This window comes from Pseudoalteromonas sp. 19-MNA-CIBAN-0066 (genome assembly GCF_040308705.1).
In the GTDB taxonomy this organism is placed as follows: domain Bacteria; phylum Pseudomonadota; class Gammaproteobacteria; order Enterobacterales; family Alteromonadaceae; genus Pseudoalteromonas; species Pseudoalteromonas nigrifaciens.
The window spans coordinates 1-279 of the sequence record NZ_JBEONZ010000176.1; the positions used below are offsets into that span (position 1 = coordinate 1).

1 protein-coding gene is annotated in these 279 nt (G+C 41.6%); it reads left to right on the plus strand.

Annotated elements, in window-relative coordinates:
- Positions 1-279: hypothetical protein (locus AAEZ18_RS18700; protein ID WP_352255892.1), on the plus strand; the 279-nt coding region annotated here is incomplete at both ends.

The following is a 279-nucleotide window of genomic DNA, read 5'->3' on the forward strand; positions in this document are numbered from 1 at the left end:
TCCAATGACACAAAACGCCCAGCTATGTATTTTTCTTGGTACGAAGGAGACATAGAAAGCCGAGGAAAAGGAGTTAACTGGCAAGCAGCTAGTGAAACTACACGCATTAAAATAGCCCGTGATCCATTAAATAATATTTATTTTGATGATGTAACAGGTAAGTTTTATCAGTGGTGTATTCGCGGACGAAGCTTTGCTGGTGCGGGAAATGGTGATTGGTTGAACTTAGAGTCTCCTACTGGTGGCTTGCAGTTTGCAAATCCTGTCCCAACATACATA